This window comes from Paenibacillus lentimorbus NRRL B-30488 (genome assembly GCF_000411595.1).
In the GTDB taxonomy this organism is placed as follows: Bacteria; Bacillota; Bacilli; order Bacillales; family Bacillaceae; genus Bacillus; species Bacillus velezensis.
Genome location: NZ_ANAT01000035.1, coordinates 1 through 20,727, shown reverse-complemented (window position 1 = coordinate 20,727; position 20,727 = coordinate 1). Strand labels below are relative to the sequence as shown.

The following is a 20,727-nucleotide window of genomic DNA, read 5'->3' as shown; positions in this document are numbered from 1 at the left end:
TAATAAGTTAATTCATGATCCATCTCATCTTTGCGCCGCTTCAGCTCGCAGAACAATTTAGTCAGTCCGTCTTTTTTCTCAAACAGCAGCTGAAACCGTGCGAAAAACAGCTGATATCTGAGTTTGAGCTTTGCATTCTTTTGTAATTTGGGGAGATGCTGATTGATTTGTTCGTGAAGGGAACGGGCTAGATCGAATTGGCGTTTTCCCATGGCGTCATACCACTCATTCAGCATCACCAGCGTGCGTTTTTCAGTAAACTTAGCAATCATCTTCCAACCTCTTTGCATAGGGTAAAAATCTTTATTTATCATAACACATTAATGGACGAGGCTCATTGCCAGCTGGTTACAGTTTACAGCGCGGTTGAAAAAGAAATTGATTCATAATATACTTCCAAATGTACAGATTGGTTACCACTTATACCTTCTATACATACTATTGTCGATGAAGGAGATGTCAAGAGAATGCTTGATACTCAGCAAATTAAAGAAATTATTCCCCATCGCTATCCGTTTCTTCTGGTAGACAGAATTACGGAAGTCGAAGAAGGAAAACGGGCGGCGGGATATAAAAATGTGACGGCGAATGAAGATTTTTTTAACGGCCATTTTCCTGAATACCCTGTTATGCCGGGCGTCTTAATCGTAGAGGCTTTGGCGCAGGTCGGAGCTGTGGCGATGCTGATTAAAGAAGAAAACAGGGGCAGACTCGCGTTTTTTGCGGGGATTGATAACTGCCGTTTCAAAAAGCAGGTAAAACCGGGTGACAAGCTGGAGCTTGAAGTGGACATTACACGTGCACGCGGTACGATCGGACGCGGAAAAGGCGTTGCCAAAGTTGACGGCGAGCTCGTGTGTGAAGCTGAATTAACCTTTGCGCTCGGAGAATAAAAACAAACAGATGGGCTTATAAAAAAGCCCATTTTGTATAGAAAGGGGTGAATGTAATGTGGTCAGAATTTAAAAGCTTTGCGATGCGGGGCAATATCATGGATCTGGCAATCGGTGTCGTCATCGGCGGCGCTTTCGGCAAAATTGTGACGTCGCTCGTTGAAGACATCATCATGCCGCTTGTCGGCCTGCTTCTTGGCGGTCTTGATTTTTCAGGGCTGGCGGTGACATTCGGCGATGCCCATATCAAGTACGGAAGCTTCATTCAAACGATTGTGAACTTCTTCATTATTTCATTTTCTATCTTTATCGTGATCCGCACAATAGGCAAGCTGAGACGTAAAAAAGAAGCAGAAGAAGAGGCTGAAGAAGCAGAAGACACAGATCAGCAGACAGAACTGCTGACTGAAATCAGAGATCTGCTGAAACAGCGGGCTCCTCACAATGACTAGGGCACAAAAAAAGGCTGGATGATTAACGTCCGGCCTTTTTTATGATTATAATTTTTGTTTAAACGCTTCAATCAGCCGGCTGCCCGAGTAGCCTTCTTTTACGAGCGACTCCAGAATGCTTTCTGATCCGGGATGGTTTCTTGACACCATTTGACCGTAAATTAAAACTTGTATACTCTTTTCCAGCTCCACGATATTTTTGATGCTTCCCGTCAGCTGGGCGGGGCGGTTGCTTTTTTTCGTAATCGTTACAAACACCTTCGCTTCTTTCTGGCTTTTCATCAGCATGTCAAAAAAAGAAAAGTGTTCGGCCGGGACCAGTGCTTCAATTAACCAGTGATTTTCTCCGTCCTCTTTGTTGATAATCAATCCGTCTAAAAGGGGAAACTGCTCAATCGGCTGATCGTCTTTATCTAAACGTTCCACATTCAGATCAACCAGTTTAAAGGTTTTCATCTCTTATTTTCACCCCTGTTGTCCATGTTTTTCGTTCATTTATTATAACACATATCATTTTTCCCGGGAAAATGCTGTAAGACATGCTTCATCATTTTTGTAGGCGGTCAACATTTAATCATTTCTATTTTTTCATTATAATGTAAAAGAATATGGTCATGGAGAGATGCTTATGAATCAATTGCGCCTGAAGGAAATCTATATAGAAGACGGTTCAAGGCGAAAAGACGATCATTCCTACTTGGTATGCAAAAAGGAAGATTGTGAGGTGCATCTTAACAGAAGGGGAAATGTCGTCTTTTTATATGAAACAAAAGACCGCATGGAACAGTATAAAATTCAGCTTTCACTGACTGATAAAAAGCTGAGTTTTTACTGGTTCGCATGGGACGGCGGAAAGTTTGTCCGCATGTTTGAGAAAGACTGGCTCAAAACGAAACTTTTCTCGCGGCTGCTCAAAAATACATATTACATAAGCGGTCAAAAACAAAAGTTTTTTATCAGAAAGAAAACAAAAACATAAAAGCAGCCTAAACGGATAACGGCTTTTTCCGCTTTTTGCTTTCATGAGCCCTTGTACTACAATGAAGCCAGCCTCGAAAAAGAGAGGAGGATACGGCTTGTTTAACCACGTTATGCTTGTCGGCCGGCTGACGAAAGATCCGGAGCTCCGTTTTACATCAGCGGGCATTCCCGTCGCGCATATTACGTTGGCGGTAAACCGCAATTTTAAAAGCGCGTCGGGTGAAACCGGAACCGACTTCGTCAACTGCACCATCTGGAGAAAAAACGCTGAAAACACGGCATTGTACTGCCAAAAAGGGTCAATGGTCGGTGTAAGCGGCAGAATCCAGACGAGAAGCTATGAAAAGACAGACGGCGTAAAAGTTTATGTGACCGAGGTCATGGCTGATACCGTTCGGTTTATGGATCAAAAACGGAAAGAGCCGCTGGCTGAATAGCATGCTTTTTCCTCGATTTCCCGCCTTTCAGCGGGCCCCGCAATACCTCCTTCCCACTCGCCAGTCGAAAGACTGGTTTTTTTGTGCGGAAGCTGAAAAATGGTTAAAAAGAAGTGATTTTGCTTATAAATACTTAAAAACATTGAATATATTGGGATAAAAACTTATAATTACTTACAGATAAGTGACGAAAAAAGGGAATGAGGACGTGTATCAAGAAGAAAGACTGATTGCGATAATGGAATATTTGAAACAGCATCGGCGGATCACCGCTGAACAGATATGTTCGCTGCTTCATATTTCAAGAGATACCGCAAGAAGGGACCTTGTAAAGCTGAAAGAGCGAGGGGCCATTATCAGAACACGGGGCGGCGCGATTCTGCCGTCGGTGAATCAGGAAGTTCCGGGCTATTCGGGCCGGCTGAAAACCGTTTCTGAAGAGAAAAACAAAATCGGCAAGCTGGCCGCATCCCTGATCCATAAAGGGGACCGGATCATCCTGGACACCTCGACAACCGTGCAGGCCTGCGCGGAGCATTTAAATGTCACCGGCTGCACTGTTATTACAAATTCGATCAATCAGGCCGATATCCTTTCCGCAAAAGAGGGAATTGATATTCACCTGCTCGGCGGAAAGCTCCAGAAGGAACACCGGTTTTTATACGGGGCTTCCGTCGTAGAAAAACTGGGGGATTATCACGCTGATAAGGTGCTGATCGGCGTTGTCGGCATCTCGGAAAACGGCCTGACGATTCCACATGAAGAAGACGGCATGGTAAAGCGTAAAATGATCCGACAGGCTGAACAGGTGATTGCGCTGAGCGATCACTCCAAGCTTGGCCGTACGAGTTTTTATCAGTATGCAGACCTGCACGAGGTTGACCTGCTGATTACCGATCGGCTGCCTGATCAGGATTTTTGCGATCTGCTCGACCGGCACGGCGTAGAATTGCTTGTAACTGAATCTGAAGAAGAGGATGAGGACATGTGAAACTGATTGCCATAGATCTGGACGGCACACTGCTGAACAGCAGTCATCAAGTAAGCGATGAAAACAAGCGGGCTTTAAGGGAAGCCCGGCAAGCGGGAATTGAAATCGTGGTTTCCACGGGACGCGCGCATTTTGATGTGCACTCCATATTCGAACCGCTCGGCATAAAAACATGGATTATCAGCGCAAACGGAGCCGCCATTCATGCTCCTGACGGCAGCCTGTACCACTGTGAAGCGATTGAAGAATCAAGAGCCCGCGGGATTTTGTCATGGCTTGAAGAGAATCAATATTATTATGAGGTGTTTACAAACAAAGCCATCTATACGCCTGAAACCGGCAGGCAGCTGCTCGATATCGAAATGGACCGGGTGAAAAGCGCCAATCCGGAAACCGATCTTTCTGTTTTGGAACAGGCGGCTTCAGTGCAATACAGCCAGTCCGGCTTTGCTTACATTCATTCATACCGTGAGCTCTTTGAGAAAGAAGAGCATCTGGATTTTTATAATATTCTCGGATTTTCGTTTGATGAGCGGAAGCTGAAAGCAGGCTGGGACCGATTCAGCGGTCAGAAAGATCTCACCCTTGTCAGCTCTGCCGATCACAACTTTGAAGTGGCGTCTCGAAACGCCTCTAAAGGGCAGGCGCTCAAACGGCTGGCGCAAAAGCTCGGCATTCCGATGGCTGAAACCGCCGCGGTCGGTGACAGCTTAAATGACTATTCAATGCTTCAGGCGGCCGGAAAAGGCATAGCGATGGGGAATGCGAGAGAAGATATTAAAGAGATCGCTGATGCCGTTACATTGACAAATGATCAAAACGGCGTTGCGTATATGATCAGGAATTTACTGTGAAAGGTATGGCGATACTGTTCATGACTGGCGTGACGCATTCATGGCAAATGCGGCGTAACAGTAAGGACGACATAAAAGACCGGCTCTTCCCGAGAGAGCCGGTCTTTTTGCGTTTAATGTGATTGCGCCGATGCGCTGAGGGTGAATAATTCTTCAAGCTCATCGGATGACAGCTCGGTAATCCAATTTTCACTTTGGATAATCTGATCGTTCAAAGTTTGTTTCGTTTCGAGCATGGCATCAATTTTTTCTTCAATCGTTCCCGTCGTAATGAGTTTGTGAACGTGGACGAACCGTTCCTGGCCGATTCGGTAGGCGCGGTCGGTCGCCTGGTTTTCCACCGCCGGATTCCACCACCTGTCATAGTGAATGACATGATTGGCAGCCGTCAGATTCAGGCCGGTTCCGCCCGCTTTCAGTGACAAAATCAGCGTCGGGTATTCTTTCTTCTGGAACCGTTCGACGAGAGAATCGCGTTCCTGCTTGGACAGGCTTCCGTTTAAAAACTGAACCGGTTCTCCGAATGTTTTTTCCAGGAGGCGCTTCATCATGTTGCCCATCTGAATGTATTGGGTGAAAATGAGGCAGCTTTCCCCTTGTCCGCGGATCGCCGCCATTAAGTCAAGCAGCTTTTCCAGTTTGACGGATCTCCCGTTTAACAGCTCTGTCTGTTCTTCCTTCAAATAGAGCGCAGGATGGTCGCATATTTGCTTCAAGCGGCCGAGCATGCTCAGAATCAGCGCTTTCCGCTGCATCCCGGTCAGAGAAGCCATATGTTCAAATGTATCTTTGACAAGCTGTTCATAAAGGGATGCCTGTTCGGCTGAGAGCGGGATAAACTCTTTTTGTTCCAGCTTGTCAGGAAGATTAAGCGCCACTTCTTCATCCCGTTTTGTCCGGCGCAGTAAAAACGGCCGGATTAACTGCTGAAGCTGGTTGATTCTTTTTTCGTCACGGTCTTTTTCAATCGGCAGCACATAGCGTTTATGAAAGCCGGTCAGACTGCCGAGATAGCCTTTGTTCATAAAATCAAAGATCGACCAAAGCTCTGTCAGGCGGTTTTCCATCGGTGTTCCGCTCAGCGCAATATGATGGACGCCTTTCAGCTTTCTGATTGCGCGGGACTGCTTCGTATGCGCGTTTTTAATATTTTGCGCTTCATCAAGGCAGATGGTGCTCCATGTCACGGAAGAAAGCTCTTCCTGATCGGCGTGCGAGAGGCCGTAAGAAGTAAGAACGACATCCGCGTCCTGATAGGCCGGGACAAATGCTTCGCCCTTCGGCCTGCGGGGGCCGTAATGAAGCACGGCCTTCAGCTGCGGCGCGAAGGTCTGGAGCTCACGCTGCCAGTTGCCGAGCACCGATGTCGGCGCAATGATTAAGGCAGGCGCCTTTTGCCGGCCGCTTTCCTTCACATGGAGAAAATAAGCGATCATCTGAATCGTCTTTCCAAGTCCCATGTCATCTGCGAGACAGGCGCCGAAGCCGTTTTCCCGTAAAAACAGAAGCCAGTTCATGCCGTACATCTGATAAGGGCGGAGCTGGCCCTGAAACGCGGCGCTGACTTCATGCTCCGGCAGATCCCCGGCATCCGTCAGTTTGCGGATCAGGCTTCTGAGATGCTTTGATAATTCGATCTTGATCCCGGCAAATGCCGATGAGTCAATGATGTCCGTGTCCTCGGCTCCGTTTTCCCCGTGATCCATCAGTTCGCGCGCCAGCACGTCGGACATGTGGAGGCCCTCAGATTCCGCTTTTTCCATCAGTATTTTCATCTGTTTAATAAATTGCGGATCAATTTTCACCCATTGGCCGCGGATGTTGACGAGACGTCTGTTGTTTGCGACAAGCTCATTGAATTCATCCTCTGTCAGCTCAATTCCGTTTGTGGCGAATCTCCAGTTGAAATCAAGCAGAGCGTTCATGCCGACGAAGGACTCGCCCCGCGGGGAGGATGACACTTTCGCCTTGAGCATCATATTGCTGTCCCGGACAATCTGCCACCATGATGGGAGAAGAATCTCCACACCCATATCGACAAGCGTCTCACTCGCTTCCGATAAGAAGATCCAAGCCTCTTCTTCAGAGATCAGCGTCGTTCCTGAATCAAACGAAAGCCAGGGAACCGTTCTGCGGAAGCGGTCCTGTTCGCGCGCGATTTTTCCGCTGTATGCCTGCCACGCTTTTTTCAGACCCTTCAATCCGTCGAAAAAGGTGATGGAGCCGGTTTTTTTCTCACGTAAAAACATCTCGATTTTCCAGTCGTCACCGTCGAAATCAGGCTCGTTTAATCGGAGCCCGACGGTAAACGGCGTCAGATCGTCATGCCAACCGATTCCCTCGAGAAAATCATCTTCATCCAAAAAGGAGCCTTTAAACGTATGAACGGCCGGCGAACGGGTTTCGATCCGCCGCCATTTTTCCAGCAGGTCATCATTGTACTGAATGTAGTCCTGTACCGCGGCTGAGAACCAGTCTGCCGTAAAGCCTTCCAGCAAAAGCTCGCGGTCTTTGAAGCGCAGGACGCCATTTTGCCATGCGTCATAATCCGGAAGAAAATCGCCGTCGGCAATAAATTCGTATATCGTCGAAGCCGCTTCGATTAACGGTTCCGTTTCCTTTGTCAGCTGCACGGTGCTGAATGAATTGAACGAGTTTTTTCCAAGCAGCTCGACGGTCATCCAAGGGCTGAGCAGAACGGCCGGAGTGCCGATGAAGCTGACGTCTTCAAGAAACGTTCCGTAAAAGGTGGACTCATGCCATTGGAACAGATGAGTCTTCATCTGACTGAGAGTAAGCGGCTGCTCCTTCTCATCATGGCTTGACAGCGTAAATGTCCAATCTTCCATTTGTTCTACATGAATGAAAATTTCCTTAAGACTCGCCATCAATCAACTTTCCTTTCTGCAATTCTTCTTGAAGGGCGCGCAGCCTCTTGTAGCTTGCGCTCAGCCGGCTGATATACCGCTCCCAAACCTGCTGTTTTTTTGCCTTTTTATAAAGCGTCCGCAGTTTTTTCAGATGACGCGCAGCCTCTTTATAGGCGCTGCGGTTTTTTTGGTCGATAAAAAAGGCCGCAGCCCGGTGATAGGAGGGGATGAGCGCTTCCGGATCACTGGCGGCAATTTCCTTCAGGATGTCCTTTTCGATTTCCCAGACGGAAAAACCGACGAGGCTGTGAATCTCCACCCATTCCGCGTACCGCCGTTTTTCGTACAGGTACTGGCTGTATTCGGTAAAGGTATAGGGAAGGCAGCCGGAAGCAAACCGTTCAAACAGCTGATCATCCCGTGAGTGCCGAGCATAATCCGCCAACAGCGCAAACAGCTCTCCGATGATGTCGCGCATTTCTTTAAACGGCTTATCAAGCTTCGTATAGTTCACGGCAAGCGGTTCGATCCGGCCATACCATGCTTTCAGCCGTTTCCAGTCTTTTTTGCGGTGAGTTCACCGAGCCATTGAAAGGTGTACGGCAGCGCTTCAGGAGGGAAGCGGGATATATCTTCAAAGACCGCTTCATCATCTTTTTGCAAAAAGGCCAGATGAAGCCGTCCGAACCGCACTTCCGGCGAAAAACGGCGCCCGCTTTCCTGTTCGAGAATCTCCTGTTCACGCGCGACCCATTTCGGCCGGTTCAAAAGCGCGCTCCACATTTCACCGAATACCCGGAGGCGTTCGTATTGAAAAAGCTCTTCTTTCACAAGCAGTCTGCGGAGCACCGGAGGCGTCCGGTCTAAAAAAGGATCGAGTGAAAAAGACAAGGCGTACGTTTTCAGTCTGTCAATGGAGGAATAAATCGTATCCATCAGCTGTTCCACGTATGGATTAATGCTGTAATAATCTTTTTCGGCATCCAATCTGCCTGACTCAATCAAAGTGAACATGTGAAGCCAGACGGCAAGCGCTGAATGAATCTGATATAAGCTTTTAAGCTCGGGTTTTTTCGGGGCGTGTTTTTTGAGCGCTGACAGATAGCCGTAATAAAGGCCCTGCATCGTCTGGCTTCCGGCCGGCGTCCGCGCCTCCCACAGCGAGAATTCCGAATCAAAAAAGCGAGCCAGCTTGACAGCGACTCTTCATTCGGCAGCACTTTTTCCTGAAACTGCCGGCGGACAAGCTCCTTGCTTTCCTCAAGCTTTTCTCTTTCCAGCCAATGTTCGGTAAAGGTACCGACCCGCTCGAATTGGGCATATACGTAAAGAAAAACGGCGAGCACGTGGCGGCAGATCGCCTCAGACGGGCATGCGCAGCCGCTTTTCACCATGAAAAATAAGTTCAGCGTGACCCTTACAGGCACAACATCCTGCACATATGCGGAAATCTCTGTCGGGGTTTGAACCTGTATACGATAGACGGAATCCTGCCGATATAAAATGAGTGCTTTCTTCATCAGCTGAACATTGTCTTCATTGTAAGGAAGAAGTTCTTTAAGCTGTTCAGCCGCTGCGAGCACATCTTCTTTAGCAATCATATCCTGAAGCATGATTATCGCTCCTAACGAGTCACAAAATAAAAAGATTCCAATTCCTCTATTATATCGCAACACATGGCCCGGAAAAAGTTTTTCCTAAAAAAGGACATAAAAACCCGAATGTGTCGAATGATGTATTAGAGATTGCAAAACAGCACCCGACAGCATATAATAATCTTGTTTTCAATTTAATGGAAGCCGAAAGGAAACGAATGATGAAGAAAACGAAGTTAGATCAAGAGGAGTTTCTGAAGATTTTAATGCATGCGCACGACATCGGTGAGCAGTCCTCTGAGATGACCACAAAAGAAATGCTTGAGAATTTGATTTCTTATATTAAAAATGGATATGCAACATAAAATCCCGCAGGCTCCTGACCGCGGGATTTTTTAATCTTCCTGTGACACCAGCATTTAAAGCGCTTACAAATATAAATCGGATTGAAGTGATTGTCTATTTTTGTCGAATTTTGTCATTTGAAAAGGTTAGAAATGACAGTTCAAAGCTGTATAATCGTAATTGGAAAAGATCATTGGAGGGAATGGGAATACACGGAAAGTGATATGGAGGTTATATGGGAGAATCTGCAAGCATAAAGGAAATATTCGCAATACTGAGAAAGCGTCTGCTGTTTATACTTATTATTACCGCGGCGGCATCTTCCGCAGGCGGTCTCATCAGTTTCTTCGCTCTTACGCCGGTCTATGAAAACTCAACTCAAATTTTGGTCAGCCAATCCAAAAACAATCAAAAAGAAGTCCAATTCAATGACGTTCAAACCAACCTCCAATTAATCAACACGTATAATGTCATCATCAAAAGCCCGGTCATCCTCGATGAGGTGATTAAACAGCTGCATCTGTCCATAACTTCGAAAGAGCTGGAATCGAAAATCACGGTATCCAGCGAGCAGGATTCACAAGTCGTGACGATTGCCGTTCGGGATACGGATGCTAAGCGTGCGGCCGTTATGGCAAATGCGGTTGCATCCGTTTTTCAGGACAAGATCACCGCCATCATGAACGTTGATAATGTCAGCATCCTTTCAAAGGCCGAAGCGTCGGACAGCCAGTCACCGGCAGAGCCTAACCGTAAGCTGAACATCGCGCTTGCGTTTGCCGCCGGACTTTTGGGCGGAATCGGTCTCGCCTTTTTGCTGGAACATCTGGATAATACGATCAAATCGGAAGAACAGCTGGAAGCGCTGCTCGGCATCCCGATCCTGGGAACGGTTACTTCAATCAGTACTAAAGACAGCGTTGCCAAAAATGTGAGGATGGCGGAAACCAAACAAGCGGGAGGCGGACATGTTGACGCGTAAAAAAGACAAACCCGGAAAACGAAGCGTGATTGCGATGTCTGAGCCGAAATCCATCAACTCAGAACAATATCGCACGATCCGCACAAACATTGAATTTTCTTCCGTTGATACGGAGGTGAAGTCCCTTTTGATCACATCCGCCGGTCCGGAAGAAGGAAAATCGACAACCGCGGCCAACCTTGCCGTCGTATTTGCACAGCAGGGGAAAAAAGTGCTTTTAATTGATGCGGACCTGCGCAAACCGACGGTTCATTTCACCTTCAAATTGGATAACGGAACCGGATTAACGTCGCTGCTGTTAAAACAGCTGCCGTTTCAGAAAGCCGTCCTGCCGGCTGATGAAGCAAACCTGGATATTTTAACGAGCGGGCCGATCCCGCCCAATCCGGCGGAGCTTTTATCGACGGGTGCCATGAAAGATCTTCTGTCAGAAGCAGCCGCAGTTTATGATAAGGTGATTTTAGATACGCCCCCCGTTTTGGCCGTAGCCGATACGAAAATATTAGGCAGCTACACTGACGGGGCCATTATGGTGATCTCAAGCGGGAAAACGGACAAGGAAAAAGCGGCCAAGGCGAAAGAAGCGCTCGATTACTGCCCGTGCAAGCTCCTTGGGGCCGTTATGAACGGGAAGAAACAAACGAAACATTCGGACTACGCCTATTACGGACAATAATGTCACAATGGGCGCGGTCCATTCTTTTTAAGGAGGGATTGAAATATGATAGATATCCATTGTCACATCCTTCCTTCCATAGACGACGGCGCGGCGGATGATACAGAAAGCCTGAAGATGGCGAGAGAAGCGGTCAGACAGGGGATTGATACGATCATCGCGACGCCGCATCATGTGAAATACCGCTATGACACGGATCGGCATACGGTCAACGAAGCGGTCAGCCTGTTAAACAAACGTTTGAATAAGGAAGGCATTCCGCTGACTGTTCTGCCCGGCCAGGAAATCAGAATAGACGGAGATCTGCTGGCAGGTCTTCAAAGCGGCTCGCTTGTCCCGCTCCATAATACAAAGTATGTGCTGGCGGAATTTCCGGCGGATCATGTCCCGGCCTACGCTGAAAGGCTGTTTTATGAACTGCAGCTGAACGGATATGTCCCCGTCATCGCCCATCCGGAGCGGAACAGGGAAATTCGCGAAAACCCTTCCGTCCTTTACAGTCTTGTGAAGAAAGGGGCGGCCGCCCAAGTGACGGCCGGCTGCATTGCCGGAGCATTCGGGCGGAAAGCGAAATCCTTTTCGCTGCAGCTGATGGAAGCGAATTTGATCCACTTTCTCGCATCTGACGCCCATAATCTCGGACCGAGGAATTTTTACTATCAGGAGGCGCTCGGCGTTCTGAAAAAAGAAGCAGGGGCGGAGCTGATTTACATGCTCGCGGAAAATGCGGCGCTTCTCGCTGAAAACAAAGCCGTTTATAAGGAACCTCCGCTGCCTGTGGCCCGCCGTAAGCGCTGGGGTCTTTTTTAATCGTCGTCTCCATCCCGTTTAAATGAAGCGTAAGCGGCTGTTTTGCAAGATGATTCGTTTATGCTTATGCTATTATCAGCGGCCGGCGCCGTTTTTTCCTATCATGGCCTCGGGCTTCCGGCATTCCGCCGGCGCCGGGATCATATGATAATAACGGTAAGCTGCCCAGCAGCAATTTCTAAACGGTTGGGGGAACACGATGAAAATAACAGTGATCGGAACAGGCTACGTCGGTCTTGTGACAGGAGTGTCTCTTTCAGAAATCGGCCATGACGTAACATGCATAGATATTGACGAACGTAAGGTTGAGCAGATGAGAAAGGGATTGTCCCCTATCTTTGAACCGGGCCTTGAAGATATGATGAAACGAAATATCGGCCGGCATCGGCTGGCATTTGAAACGAGCTACGAAAAAGGGCTTGCGGAAGCGGACGTTATTTTTATAGCGGTCGGAACGCCGCAAAAAGAAGACGGGCACGCAAACCTTACTTATATTGAAAATGTCGCCGAACGGATTGCCGAACATATTTCTAAAGATGCGATCGTCGTGACAAAAAGCACGGTTCCCGTGGGAACGAATGACAGGATCAGCGAAGTTATTCATTCACGGCTGAGAGCGGACGTGAACATTTCAATCGCCTCGAATCCGGAATTTCTCCGTGAAGGTTCGGCGATTCACGATACCTTTCACGGCGACCGCATCGTGATCGGGACGGAAGACCGGCAGACGCGGGAAACGCTTGACCGGGTTTTCGCGCCGCTTGCGATTCCGGTATATCATACGGACATCAGAAGCGCTGAGATGATCAAATATGCGTCAAACGCATTTTTAGCGGCAAAAATCAGTTTTATTAATGAAATTTCTCATATATGTGAAAAAGTCGGTGCGGATGTGGAATCAGTCGCACACGGAATGGGATTGGATAAACGGATCGGCAATCAATTCTTAAGAGCCGGCATCGGTTACGGCGGTTCCTGTTTTCCGAAGGATACAAACGCCCTCGTGCAGATCGCGGGACATGTGGAGCATGATTTTGAATTGCTGAAGTCCGTCATTAAAGTCAACAATAACCAGCAGTCCATGCTGGTTGATAAAGTGCTGAACAGGCTGGGAGGTGTGACGGGGAAAACCATCGCGTTATTAGGACTGTCTTTTAAGCCGAATACAGATGATATGCGGGATGCCCCGTCCATTGTCATTGCGGATCGTCTGGCGGCTCTTGACGCCCGGATGACAGCGTACGATCCGATCGCTTCATTCCGGGCCTCCGAGCTGCTTCCGGCTGCGGTTTCCTATCGGGAGTCCATAGAAGAAGCCGTCAGGGGAGCGGATGCCGTCCTGATTCTGACAGATTGGGAACAAATTAAACACTTCCCGCTTGAAGCGTACAAAGAGCTGATGGAAACCCCGGTTATTTTCGACGGGAGAAACTGCCACTCGCTTGAGGAAGCGGAACAGGCGGGCGTGGAATATATCTCAATCGGAAGAAGAGCCGTCGTGCCTCAGACTGATTCTGTCACTTGAAAGGCCGGCGGTCCGCGCCGGCCTTTTATCATACAATCATTAGAGACGAAGGGGACATTAATCGTGGAAAACACATGGAAATTGCCGAAGCAAATGGAATCATCCCGCGGTCTGCTGGAAACGTCAGCACGGCCCTTTATCAAACTGCACGTCAAAAAAGCTGAAACGGGACGGTATGACAGTAAAATCGCCGGAGACCCCTATTTTCCGAAACATGAACCATACCCTGAAGATGAAAGCGGCGGGCCGATGAAGCTTCTCGCCCAAATCAATTTTGCGGATATGCCCGGACTACCTGATTTTCCGGACACCGGCATTCTTCAGTTTTACATATCGGTCAGTGATGACGTATACGGTTTGAATTTTGACGACGGGTGCGCGCAAACGGGTTTCTCCGTCAAATATTTTGAGCATGTGACAGATCGGGAAGAGGAGCTCATGGATGATTTTTCTTTCGTTCAGATTGAAGAGGAGTACGATTTTCCGAGTCCGTCTGGCTGACCTTGAAACGCATGTTTTGCGAACGTTTTATCGGAAAAATCACGTGTAACACTTGGGGCTTTAAGCCACCAAGTGTTTTTTGTATGCCTGGTGTCCGCTTTATTAAAAACTTTGTCGTCCTTGCAGCAGGTTTTTATTTGAATGTTTTTCGCGTCAAATCGATAAATGCCTTTAATGGTGCAGACATCCACTTGTCCTTATGCCATGCTAGTTGAGTAAAAACGGGGCATTCATTCTGCCAGTTGAGTTCTTTCATCCGTCCTTCGGCAATATCGTCTTTTACTGTCATTTCAGGCAATAGTCCAATTCCGAGTCCGGCCATCACGCATTGTTTGATGGCTTCTATGCTGACGAATTCTAATTTATTAGGGTAGACTCCGGCGTCATGTAAAGTGTTCTCAAAGAGCGTGCGATATGAACAGCCGTCCTCTGTCAGCAGAAGGGTTTCGTTTTGAAGATCCTTCAATGTTGCTGGTGAGTCTGCTGGAAAAGGATGGTCATTGGCGGCTACCATTTTGATTTCATCCTGAATCAAAGATTCAACGTGCAGTGCGTCTTCCGACCGATTTACATCTAAAATGAAAGTGATATCAAGCTGACCCTGCAAGAGCTGTTCTTTCGCTTGTTCGTTGGAAATATACGGTTTGAATATAAGCTTTACTTGAGGAAAAGCCTGTTTGAATTCTTTTATGATAGGCGGAAGGCGGTATGTGCACTGGCTTTCCGTCGCACCGATTTTCAAGGTTCCGGTTGTTTCTCTTGCTTGATTTGCGGCCATTTTTGCTTCTTCTGTTAACGCAATGATCTTCTCCGCATAGGATTTGAACGTTTTGCCGGCTTCTGTCAGGAAAAGCCGCTTGCCGAGCCGTTCAAATAAAGGAGTCCCGATTTCTTCTTCCAGTGATTTGATCTGAGAGGTAACGCTTGATTGTGCATAGTTAAGCATCTTGGCCGTTAGGGTGAAGTTTACGTGTTCTGCTGCGGTAATAAAGGTGATCAGCTGCTTCAATTCCATTTGATCTCGCCCTTTCTAAATCGGTTTTATCGATTGAAACAATCGAAATAATCATCTGTATTGATTGATGAATCCATTATATGATGAAGAAAATCATTCGTAAACAAAGGAGCAGATGCATCATGAAAATTGCGGTTATTAATGGCGGAACCCGGTCTGGCGGAAATACGGATATTCTTGCGGAGAAGGCTGTTCAAGGATTCGATGCGGAGCACATTCATTTGCGGAAATATCGGATACGGCCAGTTGAAGATCTGCGTCACGCCCAAGGCGGCTTTCGCCCCGTTCAAGATGACTGCGATTCTATTATTGAGCGGATTTTGCCGTGCGATATTCTTGTATTCGCCACCCCAATTTATTGGTTTGGCATGTCAGGGACATTAAAGCTGTTTATTGATCGCTGGTCACAGACGCTGAGAGATCCGAGGTTTCCTGATTTTAAACAGCAAATGTCAGCGAAGCAGGCATATGTAACAGCAGTGGGAGGGGACAATCCTAAACTAAAAGGGCTGCCGCTGATTCAGCAATTTGAACATATTTTTCATTTTATGGGGATGTCCTTTAAAGGCTATGTGCTGGGAGAAGGCAATCGTCCCGGTGATATTCTTCATGATCATCAGGCTCTGTCCGCTGCGAGCCGTTTATTGAAAAGAAGTGATGCGATATGAAGCTGCTGCTGGTTATCTCTGGTATATTGATTCTTGCACTCTTTCTAGCTTGGAAAGCGCCGACTTCTGTTTGGGTACAGGCTGAAACCAATTCGCCTCAGGTTCAGCAATCTGTGAGAATGGCAGGCGCAACGCTGCAAGTCAAGCAAATCATCAAGAGTGATGCAGGCGAAGAAACAGTTGTCATATCAAACGGTATTTCCGGGCCAAAATAAAAAAGCACCTGTCCAGGTGCTTTTCTTTATAAATGAGGAATCACAAGCCCTCCATACAAAAACGCCGCGATAATCAGGAAGGCCGGATGCATCTTGAATTTTGTCAAGGCAAGGAGGGAAATCCCCGCAATCACTATCGCTTGAACCCAGCCGATCGCTTTGATGCCGTCTGCGCCGATTTGCCAGGTAAGAATGAGCATCATGACGGCGATGACAGGCTGGACGGACAGCGTCATACCTTTGATGACGGGGGATTGGCGGAAGCGCTGAATGATGCGAAGCAGCACGATCAATGCGAGCGCCGACGGTACGACGGTGGCGATCAGCGCAATCAGGAACCCGGGCCATCCGCCTGCGCTGTAGCCGACATACGCCGCGATTTTGGTTGCGATCGGGCCCGGCAATGCGTTCGCAAGTGCGAGCATATTTGAGAATTGATCGTTTGAGAGCCAGCTGTATCTGTTGACGACTTCTTCAAACATCAGCGGGATCGACGCCGGTCCGCCTCCATATCCGAGTACGTTTGCGACAAAAAACGCCATAAATACATAAATCAAGATCATGAGGCAGACATTCCTTTATCTTTTGAACGTTTATTTGTGATTTTGTCCTTTAATTTAAAATGAAACGCGCCGTACGCCAAGAAAATGATAATGACAAAGCCGGGATTGATCTGTAACGTTTGCAGGCCGATAAAAGCGATGATAAAAAACAGGATGCCCGTGACCCAGCCGAAACCTTTAAGCGCTTTTTGGCCAAACTCGTACGCCATGATGCCGAGCATGACGGCGATCACCGGTGTTACGGCGCCAATCATGCCGGCAACGATTGCTGAGCGGCTTAAGACATTGACAGCCGCAAACAAGCCCGCCATAGCGAGACATGTAGGCAGAATATGTGCGAGGGTTGCCGCGATTGCGCCTAACGTGCCTTTCAGCTTGAAGCCCAGATACGCAGCCATTTTTGTGGCAATCGGTCCGGGAAGCGCATTAGCGATCGCTAATATTTCTCCGAATTCATCATCATCTATCCATTTGTATTTATTGACGGCTTCATGGCGGATGAGCGGGATCACCGACGGGCCGCCTCCGAATCCGAGAATGCCCGTTCGGACCATCGCCGCCGTAATGTCCCAATAGGGATGTTTCATGGCTATGTCCTCCTTACAGCTTCATGCCCGTTCTGCTTTTATACCGTTTAATCAGCATTTGGCAGTCGACGCTGACGACGCCTTTTTGCGTATAGAGCCGTTTTGTCAAAAACTCTTCCATCTCCTGATCATTTGCGAAAATGCCGTGCATATGCAGCTTGCTCGGTCCGGTCATATGATAAAGGCTTGTCACGGCCGGCTCCTTTTCAAGCTTTAATGCGGTTTCCTCCAAATACTGCGGCTCCACCTCCACATTAAAAAACACGGACACATGACGGCCGATTTTCGCCGGGTTGATGACAGCGGTGAATTTTTCAATCACACCGGCATCCAGTAAATGCTGAATGCGGTGCTGAACCGCCACTCGCGACAGGTTAACCCGCTTTCCTAAGTCTGTATAGGAAATCCTCCCTTCCTCGTGCAAAATCGAGAGAATCTGTTTATCCGTTTCATCAAGGACAAGATTCGGAATGCTGTACTCATGTTCCAACCGGCTTCACCTTCCTTCATTTGGTAGACATTATTGTATCATGAAATGTTACGGTATGAAGGAGAAATTTTTTTATTGTTTTCGTTACGTAATAACTTAGGATTATTTCTTATCGGAAAGTAAATAGTGTGTGAGCTTTTCTTTCAGGAAAGTGGATACCGGTGAAGCCGCTTTTTATAATTGAGAAAATTTGTAAAGGGGCTTGCCATGAATACTTCAACCATCGGAACGAAACAAATGGTCGTCAGTCCGCATTATCTTGCTTCTCAGGCGGGGGCCGGCATTCTGGAAAAGGGCGGAAACGCGTTTGACGCGGCAGTGGCGGTCAGCGCCTGCCTGGCAGTCGTGTATCCGCACATGACGGGTCTTGGCGGGGATTCATTTTGGCTCACTTACCATAAAGAAACGGGCCGAATCAAAGCTTATAACGGGAGCGGCCGTTCAGGGGAGCATGTGACGAGAGACTTGTATCGGGGCAGAGAAGCGATCCCTCTGCGCGGGACAGAAAGCGCCATTACCGTTCCGGGATTGGCGGACAGCTGGGATGCCGTGCTTTCGGCGTACGGGCGTCTTTCGCTCGCTGAGGTGCTGAAGCCAGCTCTTGATTATGCGGCAAACGGATTTCCAGTGTCCGCCGACCAGTGCGCCCACACAGAACACAATCTCGCTCTTTTAGCCTCGACGCCTTACACCTCGGCCATTTTTACGAGAAACAAAAAGCGCCCAAGCCCGGTGAACGGTTTGTCCAAAAGGATTTGGCGGACAGCTTGGAGCAGCTTGCCGAGAAAGGCAGAAGCGCTTTTTATGAAGGAGACCTCGCTCAACGCATCATATCCTTTCTGCAAAACAACGGCAGCCGTCTGACACTTGATGACTTTAAAGCCCACCGCGGCGAGTGGACGAACCCGGTATCCTCTGATTACCGCGGGTACCGCATCTATCAGGCTCCGCCGAATTCACAGGGGTTTACAGGCTTAATGACGCTCAATATATTGGAAAACTATGATTTTTCTCAGATCGAACACGGCTCCTTTGAATATTATCATCTGCTGATCGAGGCGCTGAAGAAGAGTTTTCACCACCGGAATGAAGTGCTGACTGATCCGGCATTTTCTCATATTCCGCTGGATCGGCTGCTTGATAAACGGTATGCAAAGCAGCTGGCGGAAGAAATCGGTTACACGGCTGCGCCGGCGGTAAGCCGTCCGGTCGGAAGCGACACTGCTTATGCCGCCGTCAGAGATGCGGAAGGAAATGCCGTTTCCTTTATACAGAGCCTCTATTTCGAGTTCGGATCTGCCGTTACGGCGGGGGAGACGGGTATTTTACTGCAAAACCGCGGGTCATTTTTTTCGCTGGATGAATTCCATGTCAATACGCTCGAACCCGGCAAGCGGACGTTCCACACCCTCATGCCGGCGATGGCCTGTAAAGAAGGAAAGCCGCACATCCTGTACGGAACCCAGGGAGGAGAAGGCCAGCCGCAAACTCAGACAGCGATGATTACGCGCATCATTGATTACAAAATGGACCCGCAGCAGGCGATCAATGAGCCTCGCTGGGTCTGGGGACGGACATGGGGAGAGGAGTATGAAGGGCTGAGGGTTGAAAGCAGAATCAGCCCTGAAACGAGAGAAGCCCTAAGGCAGAGCGGCCACCGCGTCGAGACCGTTGGTGATTTTGACGGGCTTATGGGCCATGCGGCAGCGATCGTCATTGATGAAGAAGGCTTTCTCCAAGGCGGGGCCGACCCGCGCGGCGACGGAGCGGCCGCAGGAGTATAGAGCATGATACGCTAACTGATGAAAAAAATAAGCACGCCAAGCGCGGAAGAAAGACCCGCGTAAAACGAATCGTACACATATTGCTTTTCCTCCCGCCGGTGCCGCCATTCCATTAAGCCGCTGCAGCAAAATAGCATGGAAACAGCTCCGGCAAATACGTCCATTTCATTGAAAAAAGTCACCGCTGCGATGCCCGTAATAAGCAGTGTGATTTCGATTAATCGATGTGTGCCGTTTATCGGCTTCTGCTTATTAACAGGCTTTGGAAAATGGAGAACTTTGACGGCAAATACTTGAAACATAAGGCTGAGCAAAATAAATACGGCTGAAAAAATCAGTAACTGAATGAAATCCATCGTCTGCCTCCTAAAAATGTGTCACTCGTTTCATACGGGTGAGGGCCTTGCAAGTTTCAGCATTCTATAAGACATTAGGCGGAGTTTAATGGTAAAAGACTCAAAAAGACCCCTTTTGAAAGGGGTCTTTTTGACTAGTTTCTTCTATTATAATGGTTCCTGCTTCAGGTCGGGCGGACGAGCGTATATGTCTTCCCGAGTCTGACGTATTCATTCCCCGCGAGCCTTGCCGCAGGCTTCAGCTCATCTGTCCGTATGTAGCCTTTATCGGCGTCATATACTTGGTCATTCAAATGAAAACAAACGACTCTGCCGATGATGAGGTCTGTCGTCGTTTCTCCGCTGTCATTTTGAAACGGAAGATGGCGTTCGAGTATACATTCAAACCTGACTTTTGCTTCTTTTATACCGGGAACGCTGATGCAGGCGCTGTCTGTCACAGAAAGGTCTGTCATGCCAAGTTCACTGACATCAGGATCAAGCCTTGCCGCCGTTTTGTTAATGTCTTCAATAATGGACTCATCACTGACGTGCACCACGAATTCCCGATGAGCGATTGCGTTTCTCGCGGTGTCTTTCTGCCGTCCGTCCGCGCGGCTGACAGAGATGGCCAGAAGCGGCGGTTCTGCGGAGACAACGTTATAGAAACTGAAGGGCGCCGCGTTTACGGCGCCGTTGATGGATGACCGCGTCGTGACAAACGCGATCGGCCGGGGAACGACTGTGCCCGAAAGCAATTTGTAAGTGTCTTTTGCGTTCAGTTCGTCTGCTCGTAAGATATGCATGATTTCGGCCGCCTTTCTTTATCGTATGACCTGATTATACAGAAAGAAAATTCGGAAACACAACAAAAGAAAACCGGCTGCATATCTTATCACGTGGCATATATCTGATTGAGGAAAAAGGCTTCCGTTTAGCCGGCAGCCTATTTACAAATGGCGTTACTTGTAGTTTTTCTTTACAACCCAGATGTTCCCGTCTTTCCAGTACTCTGTTTTGCTGCAGTAATCGTCTTTTTTGCAAGGATCTTTTTTATGAGGACGATAAGGTTTTTTCTGCGTGCGTTTTTTCTTGCGGCGGCATGATTTTTTGTGGCTGCGAGATTTTTTGTGAGAACGGCAAGATTTTTTACGGCTG

Annotated in this window: 22 protein-coding genes and 5 pseudogenes; 16 read left to right on the top strand and 11 right to left on the bottom strand. The window is 48.2% G+C overall.

Going from position 1 to position 20,727, the window contains the following annotated elements; genetic code table 11:
- The coding region (locus D368_RS17150; RefSeq protein ID WP_486129288.1) for a response regulator aspartate phosphatase at window positions 1-272 on the bottom strand (272 nt) is incomplete at its 3' end.
- A 195-nt stretch (window positions 273-467) separates the two neighbouring features.
- On the opposite strand from D368_RS17150, the gene fabZ reads away from it, so the two are divergent.
- Window positions 468-893, top strand: a complete 426-nt coding sequence (gene fabZ / locus D368_RS17145; RefSeq protein WP_003151242.1) for a 3-hydroxyacyl-ACP dehydratase FabZ — start codon at window positions 468-470, stop codon at window positions 891-893.
- Window positions 894-949: 56 nt separating this feature from the next.
- Window positions 950-1,345, top strand: coding sequence for a large conductance mechanosensitive channel protein MscL (gene mscL, locus D368_RS17140; protein ID WP_015418395.1), 396 nt, complete (start codon window positions 950-952; stop codon window positions 1,343-1,345).
- A gap of 45 nt (window positions 1,346-1,390) precedes the next feature.
- Here the strand turns inward: mscL and D368_RS17135 are convergent, their stop codons facing one another.
- A complete protein-coding gene (locus D368_RS17135) occupies window positions 1,391-1,801 on the bottom strand; it encodes a YwpF-like family protein (protein WP_003151245.1) in 411 nt (136 codons plus the stop codon).
- Window positions 1,802-1,973: 172 nt separating this feature from the next.
- Here D368_RS17135 and D368_RS17130 point away from each other — a divergent pair, with 172 nt between their 5' ends.
- From D368_RS17130 to D368_RS17115, 4 genes are all read left to right on the top strand, one after another.
- Complete coding sequence (locus D368_RS17130) at window positions 1,974-2,324, top strand: hypothetical protein (RefSeq protein WP_128575005.1); 351 nt, start codon at window positions 1,974-1,976, stop codon at window positions 2,322-2,324.
- Between the two features lie 97 nt (window positions 2,325-2,421).
- On the top strand, window positions 2,422-2,763 hold the full coding sequence (locus D368_RS17125) for a single-stranded DNA-binding protein (protein ID WP_003151249.1): 342 nt from the start codon (window positions 2,422-2,424) through the stop codon (window positions 2,761-2,763).
- 208 nt (window positions 2,764-2,971) lie between these two features.
- Window positions 2,972-3,754, top strand: a complete 783-nt coding sequence (gene glcR, locus D368_RS17120; protein WP_003151250.1) for a transcriptional regulator GlcR — start codon at window positions 2,972-2,974, stop codon at window positions 3,752-3,754.
- Window positions 3,751-4,608: a Cof-type HAD-IIB family hydrolase gene (locus tag D368_RS17115; RefSeq protein ID WP_024085903.1), complete on the top strand. Its 858-nt coding sequence runs from the start codon at window positions 3,751-3,753 to the stop codon at window positions 4,606-4,608. The genes glcR and D368_RS17115 overlap by 4 nt, the downstream gene beginning before the upstream one ends.
- Window positions 4,609-4,721: 113 nt before the next feature.
- Here the strand turns inward: D368_RS17115 and D368_RS17110 are convergent, their stop codons facing one another.
- Entirely contained in the window at window positions 4,722-7,496 is a 2,775-nt protein-coding gene (locus D368_RS17110) for a DEAD/DEAH box helicase (RefSeq protein WP_071392405.1), read from the bottom strand.
- Window positions 7,483-9,091: pseudogene (locus D368_RS17105) on the bottom strand (SWIM zinc finger family protein). The gene D368_RS17110 and the pseudogene D368_RS17105 overlap by 14 nt, the downstream one beginning before the upstream one ends.
- A 203-nt stretch (window positions 9,092-9,294) precedes the next feature.
- Between D368_RS17105 and D368_RS17100 the strand changes: the two are divergent.
- From D368_RS17100 to D368_RS17065, 7 genes and pseudogenes are all read left to right on the top strand, one after another.
- Entirely contained in the window at window positions 9,295-9,438 is a 144-nt protein-coding gene (locus D368_RS17100; RefSeq protein ID WP_003151259.1) for a YwzD family small protein, read from the top strand.
- Window positions 9,439-9,653: 215 nt separating this feature from the next.
- A complete protein-coding gene (gene tkmA, locus D368_RS17090; RefSeq protein WP_071392403.1) occupies window positions 9,654-10,400 on the top strand; it encodes a protein-tyrosine kinase activator TkmA in 747 nt (248 codons plus the stop codon).
- Window positions 10,387-11,076, top strand: a complete 690-nt coding sequence (locus D368_RS17085) for a CpsD/CapB family tyrosine-protein kinase (protein ID WP_014305982.1) — start codon at window positions 10,387-10,389, stop codon at window positions 11,074-11,076. The genes tkmA and D368_RS17085 overlap by 14 nt, the downstream gene beginning before the upstream one ends.
- Before the next feature lie 45 nt (window positions 11,077-11,121).
- Window positions 11,122-11,886, top strand: a complete 765-nt coding sequence (locus D368_RS17080) for a tyrosine-protein phosphatase (protein WP_060673918.1) — start codon at window positions 11,122-11,124, stop codon at window positions 11,884-11,886.
- A 199-nt stretch (window positions 11,887-12,085) separates the two neighbouring features.
- Window positions 12,086-13,411, top strand: a complete 1,326-nt coding sequence (locus tag D368_RS17075) for a UDP-glucose dehydrogenase family protein (RefSeq protein WP_017418764.1) — start codon at window positions 12,086-12,088, stop codon at window positions 13,409-13,411.
- A gap of 63 nt (window positions 13,412-13,474) precedes the next feature.
- Window positions 13,475-13,906 (top strand): annotated as a pseudogene (locus D368_RS17070) (DUF1963 domain-containing protein); the annotation flags it as partial.
- Window positions 13,899-13,961: pseudogene (locus D368_RS17065) on the top strand (endonuclease V); the annotation flags it as partial. The pseudogenes D368_RS17070 and D368_RS17065, both read left to right, overlap by 8 nt.
- Before the next feature lie 84 nt (window positions 13,962-14,045).
- Here the strand turns inward: D368_RS17065 and D368_RS17060 are convergent.
- A complete protein-coding gene (locus D368_RS17060) occupies window positions 14,046-14,927 on the bottom strand; it encodes a LysR family transcriptional regulator (protein ID WP_003151293.1) in 882 nt (293 codons plus the stop codon).
- 122 nt (window positions 14,928-15,049) lie between these two features.
- Here D368_RS17060 and D368_RS17055 point away from each other — a divergent pair, with 122 nt between their 5' ends.
- A complete protein-coding gene (locus tag D368_RS17055) occupies window positions 15,050-15,595 on the top strand; it encodes a flavodoxin family protein (protein ID WP_101562507.1) in 546 nt (181 codons plus the stop codon).
- Window positions 15,592-15,810 carry a hypothetical protein gene (locus D368_RS17050; RefSeq protein WP_025853578.1) on the top strand — a complete coding sequence of 73 codons (219 nt, stop codon included), beginning with the start codon at window positions 15,592-15,594 and terminating at the stop codon, window positions 15,808-15,810. Before D368_RS17055 ends, D368_RS17050 begins: the two co-directional genes overlap by 4 nt.
- A gap of 26 nt (window positions 15,811-15,836) precedes the next feature.
- Here D368_RS17050 and chrA read toward each other — a convergent pair whose 3' ends face one another.
- Genes chrA through chrS form a run of 3 tightly spaced genes read right to left on the bottom strand, consistent with a single transcriptional unit; the run spans window position 15,837 to window position 17,450 of the window.
- Window positions 15,837-16,373 carry a chromate resistance efflux protein ChrA gene (gene chrA, locus D368_RS17045; RefSeq protein WP_052586801.1) on the bottom strand — a complete coding sequence of 179 codons (537 nt, stop codon included), beginning with the start codon at window positions 16,371-16,373 and terminating at the stop codon, window positions 15,837-15,839.
- Window positions 16,370-16,960: a chromate efflux transporter subunit ChrB gene (gene chrB / locus D368_RS17040; protein WP_025853576.1), complete on the bottom strand. Its 591-nt coding sequence runs from the start codon at window positions 16,958-16,960 to the stop codon at window positions 16,370-16,372. The genes chrA and chrB overlap by 4 nt, the downstream gene beginning before the upstream one ends.
- A 13-nt stretch (window positions 16,961-16,973) precedes the next feature.
- Entirely contained in the window at window positions 16,974-17,450 is a 477-nt protein-coding gene (gene chrS / locus D368_RS17035) for a chromate efflux transcriptional regulator ChrS (protein WP_003151298.1), read from the bottom strand.
- A gap of 207 nt (window positions 17,451-17,657) precedes the next feature.
- Here chrS and ggt point away from each other — a divergent pair.
- Window positions 17,658-19,234: pseudogene (ggt, locus tag D368_RS17030) on the top strand (gamma-glutamyltransferase).
- 11 nt (window positions 19,235-19,245) lie between these two features.
- Here ggt and D368_RS17025 read toward each other — a convergent pair.
- The 3 genes and pseudogenes from D368_RS17025 to D368_RS17015 all read right to left on the bottom strand — a co-directional run.
- Entirely contained in the window at window positions 19,246-19,590 is a 345-nt protein-coding gene (locus D368_RS17025; RefSeq protein ID WP_071392395.1) for a DUF4181 domain-containing protein, read from the bottom strand.
- A 164-nt stretch (window positions 19,591-19,754) separates the two neighbouring features.
- Complete coding sequence (locus tag D368_RS17020; RefSeq protein WP_003151304.1) at window positions 19,755-20,375, bottom strand: flavin reductase family protein; 621 nt, start codon at window positions 20,373-20,375, stop codon at window positions 19,755-19,757.
- A 156-nt stretch (window positions 20,376-20,531) separates the two neighbouring features.
- Window positions 20,532-20,727 (bottom strand): annotated as a pseudogene (locus tag D368_RS17015) (spore coat protein CotG); the annotation flags it as partial.